This is a genomic window from Sphingobium chungbukense (assembly GCF_001005725.1).
GTDB lineage: Bacteria > Pseudomonadota > Alphaproteobacteria > Sphingomonadales > Sphingomonadaceae > Sphingobium > Sphingobium chungbukense.
In genome coordinates this window covers 1-3,283 of sequence record NZ_LBIC01000015.1, presented here as the reverse complement: position 1 = coordinate 3,283, position 3,283 = coordinate 1, and the positions used below count along the sequence as shown (strand labels likewise).

The 3,283-nt window shown below is 60.0% G+C and carries 2 protein-coding genes and 1 pseudogene; all 3 read right to left on the bottom strand.

Annotation, left to right across the window (positions count from 1 at the left end; all coding sequences use genetic code 11):
• Positions 1 to 143: 143 nt before the first annotated feature.
• Positions 144 to 698 (bottom strand): hypothetical protein, encoded by a 555-nt coding sequence (locus YP76_RS23730; RefSeq protein WP_052757562.1) that lies wholly within the window; start codon positions 696 to 698, stop codon positions 144 to 146.
• 242 nt (positions 699 to 940) lie between these two features.
• Positions 941 to 1,955: pseudogene (locus YP76_RS23725) on the bottom strand (Tn3 family transposase); the annotation flags it as partial.
• 242 nt (positions 1,956 to 2,197) lie between these two features.
• Entirely contained in the window at positions 2,198 to 3,220 is a 1,023-nt protein-coding gene (locus YP76_RS23715; RefSeq protein ID WP_008832424.1) for an IS110 family RNA-guided transposase, read from the bottom strand.
• Positions 3,221 to 3,283 lie beyond the last annotated feature (63 nt).

Here is a 3,283-nt window from a genome sequence, read left to right as displayed (position 1 = left end):
AGTCGTAGAAGCTATTACCACCCTTTGATTCCCTAGTTCAGATGCCTGCACGTATGCCGAACGATCACCATGGGACGCTCGCATCACGATCTAACGGTGATGAAAAGCCATCGTGCTTGCCTATAGAAGGCAAGGAACGCGAGTCACACCCCGGAGCGCAGGGCACGGCGCGCTTCCTCAGTGATGGCGTACATGACCTGACGCTGCGCGCCGCGATTGTGATGATCGACCCGATATCCTTGATATCGCCTTTGGACTAATCCGGCTCGAACCAGTTCTGAGACGGCGCGACTGACGTTAGTTCGACCGGAAATCCGGATGCGCTCGCGTACCAGATCGTCGATCAAGGCGCCTGCTGCCGCGCTATCTTCTGGTAGCGCATTATCGTCCTCCAGCGCGCGTCGAACCTTTTCGGCGATCGCGAGCCGGCGGGGATCGCGCTGGGCGACCGGGGTCAGAGCGTCAGATAACCAGTCTCGAACCGGAATCCGCGTCTCGCCCGCTCGGACGAACGGACCGGCCGAGCCAGTTTTCGCACTCAATTGCGCGATCAGATTCAGCACCATGAAGCTGTACCGGGGGCGCTCGCAAAAGTCGGCCAGTCGCTCGAGGATACCAGGCACGTCGAGCACCGGTTGTTCCGAAACGCTGGCCGGTTCCGAGGTCGCCTCTGTGGCAAAAAGATCAGGCTGAAACATCAGAACATTTGAAGCACAATAAGAACGGAATGTGAATCCGTTATCGACCGGCTAAGGCGGTTGGACCAGTCGTGGCACTTCACCGAAGCGCAGCGGCTATTAGAGCGTGAGGTCACTAACTCGCTAGATCCTCGCTACCCACAGAACTGAGGACCGTGGCACTTTACCGACGGGTGAAGTGCCGCGGTTGGCATGCGATGTCCTCCGCAAAATACGGGCCGTTTGCGGGAGGGAGCGAAATCCTACGCTAAGGATTTTGGCCAGCGATATTCGCCGGTGAGGTTGATTTGCTCCCAAACCAGCGGTGAGAAATGGGCGAGGAGATCGGGTGGGACGGTAGCGCCATTAGCGGATCGACCGGTGACGACATCGCTGAGCTTAATCTTATTCCAGAAGATGATGATGGCGGCGAGGAAGTTCATGCCGGCGATGTGATAATGCTGACCTTCACCCGATCGGTCCCGGATTTCACCGCGCCGATGGAAGCTGATGGCGCGCTTCAGCGCATGATGGGCTTCACCTTTTTTGAGGCCGATCTGGGCCTCGCGCTGCAAACCGGCGTCTAGAGTCCAGTCGATCATGAACAGCGCCCGTTCGACAAGACCGACTTCCCAAAGGGCAAGGGCCAGCTCATTTTGACGAGGATATGAAGCCAGCTTCCGCAGAATCTGGCTGGGGGCGACAATGTCGGCGGCGATCGTGGCCATGACCCGCAGGATGTCGGGCCAGTTCCGCTCGATGAGGGGCTCATTGATCTTCCCGCCTACCAGACCCCGCACATTGGCCGGCGTCGCACCGGGGGTAAAGGCATAGTGTCTTTTCTGTTGCAGGTCGCGGATGCGTGGCGCGAACCTGTAGCCGAGAAGCGAGCAGGCGACGAAGACGTGATCGGTAAATTCGCCCGTATCGGCAATGTGCTGACGGACATGGCGGCCTGCGTCATTCATGAGCAGCCCGTCGAGAATATAGGGTGCCTTTGCTGACGGTCGCCGGGATGACCTGGGTAGCAAACGGCGCGTATTGATCAGAGACATGGCTGTATCCTTTCAAGCCTGGGACATTGCCGTATTTGGCGTTGACCATGTTCATCGCTTCGCCCCGCTCGGTCGCGAGGAAGAACTGTCCGTCGCTGGAGGCGGAGTGCCCCTGTCCCCAGAACGCGGCCATGGGTAGATCGGCATGTGCCTCCAAGATCAAGGCGAGCGCCCGATCATAGGCCCTGCCTTCAACATGCCAACGCGCGCTCCGCAGCAATTGGACACCTTCTGTCATTGGGTGCGGGACTGCAAGGTAGATCGACTTGGGGTTCATGCTTCTGTCCGTGATCGACGCGTGGTCGTCACATGATGCGGTCGGAAAAATCAGGGTAGCCGATCTCGAAAACGGCGTTGATCGCCAAAGCGTCCAGCGGCTTGTCCCTGACCATCGTCCCCTCGCCGGTCACCCGCAGGGGACCTCTACGTAGCTGAGTATCCGGGCATCTTTTCTCTCCTCGAAGGCTATGCCGGCTGGCCGTACCTGAAGTCGGCTTCATCGACCCACATCCGGTGCAGAATGATGCCAAGCTTGCGGGCGAGCGCGACCTTGGCGCGCTTCGCGCTGCGGCGCTTGGCGATATTCATTGCCCAGGCCTTGATCTTCGACCATTTCGCCACGCGCGTCATCAGAACGTGCGCTGCCTCGAACAGAGCGACCCTGACCGCCGGATCACCGGCACGACTGATCCCGCCGTTCCGATCTATCTCGCCCGATTGATATTTTCGCGGCGTCAGGCCGAAGCAGGGACCGACTGACTTGGACGATCGAAAGCGGGCAGGATTATCGACCGCGGCACGGTAGGTAAGCGCGACAATCGCGCCAACGCCTGGCGCGGTCATGAGCCTCCGGCATACGGCGTCGGTGCGAACGATATCCCGGACCTGCCCATCCAGGACAGCCAGCTGCGCGCGTAATACTTGGCGCACAACGAGCAAGGGTTCCATGATGGAGGCAAGCGTTGCATTGCCCGAGACTATGTCGCGGACGGCATCATCCCAACGGCCCCGCAGCAGTCGGCCGAGGCGCAGGCCGAAACCCTTCAACAACCCGCGTACGCTATTCTCGATGTCCTTCTGCCGGCGCATCAATGTCGACCGCGCGGCCAGCAACGTACGCTGCTCGCGGGCGGGAATGGTCTTGACGTGCACCGGCCTGAACCAGCCCGAGCGCAATAGCTGGGCCATACCCCGGGCGTCGTTGCGGTCCGTCTTCATGACCATCGCCGACAGCGCAGCGCGGACCTGCCGGGTCTCCATCAGAACCGGCTCAATCCCTGCGTCCTGGAGGCCGCGAAAAAGCCATTCCGAAAGCGGTCCGGCCTCGAAGCCGACCAGTTCGAGTTCAGCGCTGTAGGGGGCCAGGCAATGGGCGATCGCCTCCGGATCGCTAATCGTCACTGCTTCCAACAGAATATTGCCACCGGCGTCGATCACGCAAATCGCCGTCTTATCCATAGAAACATCAAGCGCGGCATAGGCAGTCATGGCTTTCCTCCTCGATAGGGGATGCTCAATATGGGGCGAATCGCACCCAATGACCGCATCTCG

What these genes read in the sequence shown, in the direction of transcription:
- YP76_RS23730 (WP_052757562.1), bottom strand. Translation starts at nt 698, where the DNA reads ATGTTTCAGCCTGATCTTTTTGCCACAGAGGCGACCTCGGAACCGGCC.
- YP76_RS23715 (WP_008832424.1), bottom strand. Translation starts at nt 3,220, where the DNA reads ATGACTGCCTATGCCGCGCTTGATGTTTCTATGGATAAGACGGCGATT.